This window comes from Parasphingomonas puruogangriensis (assembly GCF_036663635.1).
GTDB lineage: Bacteria > Pseudomonadota > Alphaproteobacteria > Sphingomonadales > Sphingomonadaceae > Sphingomonas.
In genome coordinates this window covers 1-1,186 of sequence record NZ_JAXOJI010000035.1, presented here as the reverse complement: position 1 = coordinate 1,186, position 1,186 = coordinate 1, and the positions used below count along the sequence as shown (strand labels likewise).

The 1,186-nt window shown below is 58.9% G+C and carries 1 protein-coding gene; it reads left to right on the top strand.

Going from position 1 to position 1,186, the window contains the following annotated elements:
* Window positions 1–579: M20/M25/M40 family metallo-hydrolase (locus U1739_RS21000; RefSeq protein ID WP_332710562.1), on the top strand; the 579-nt coding region annotated here is incomplete at its 5' end.
* Window positions 580–1,186 lie beyond the last annotated feature (607 nt).

Genomic DNA, 1,186 nt, shown 5'->3' with positions numbered 1-1,186 from the left:
GTCGGACCGGACGAAGGCTCGGCTGCGATGTCTGCCTTCGGCGCCAACCCCGCGGATGATAAGGCAGCAGCAGCCCTTGCATCGACTAACCCTGCTTATAACGCAATTCTGCGGACAACTTGCGTCGCCACTGTGCTCGACGGCGGCCACGCGACCAATGCGCTACCTCAGCGGGCGGGCGTCAATGTCAATTGTCGCATCTTCCCGGGCACTTCTGCAGAAGACATTCGGAAGGCGCTGGAGCGGGTCGTTGCCGATCCGGCAGTCAAGGTGACGACACTCGAAACGCGCAGTCCAACCGCGCCCCCGCCTCCGCTAACAGAGCGGATACTAGGCCCAGCGCGCAAGGTCGCTGCCGAGGTTTTTCCGGGCGTGCCGCTTGTGCCCCTTATGGCTGCAGGTGGGACCGATGGCGCGTTTCTTACGCCGGTGGGCATCCCGACCTATGGCATCACTGCCTTCTTCCATGACGAGGAAGGCAGCCGCGCCCATGGTTTGAACGAGCGTATCCGGGTCAAGTCGGTAATGGACGGGCGAACGTTCCTGTACAGGCTGGTCAAGGCATATGCAGGCAAGTGACCCGCTCACTGGCGGCGCCAGATGCGGGCACTAGGGGCGGATTGTCGGCTGACGAGACTTTTTAACACTCAAGATCAGAGCATTCCATGTCGGTAAACCGCGCCAGGGAGACTTCCGGGAATTTGAATCGACGCCGTTCGTTCCCCAAGCTAACGCTAGGCCGGTGCCTGCCATCTACGTTCGGCCTTGAGACCGTGACAGAACAGCGAGGGAAGCGGCGGAAACCTGCGCACGGGACAAATACGGCGTCTTCCGGTTAAAAAGGACGATAGCCGATACTCTGGGTGCTCCATGCGCAATGAAACTAGTCGCAGGCTGCTCTGTATGTCGGCTATTGGGCCGTGCGCGGACTATCTGCTTTTGGCCGTATCCGAATGATTTTTCGGCTCTTGTATGCATCGATTCTAAGGCTACGTTGCCGCCAATTCGCTGGGAGATTTTACAATGAAATGCCGCCTTTTGATCTGCTCTGCCGTTATAGCGCTTGCGGTTTCCGCTGCGCCCGCCATCGCCAATTCGGCTGCCGAAGCCGAAACCAAGGCCGCATCGACCAAGCCCAAGTTTGAAACCTGGGGTTTTGACATGACCGCCATCGACAAGAGTACAA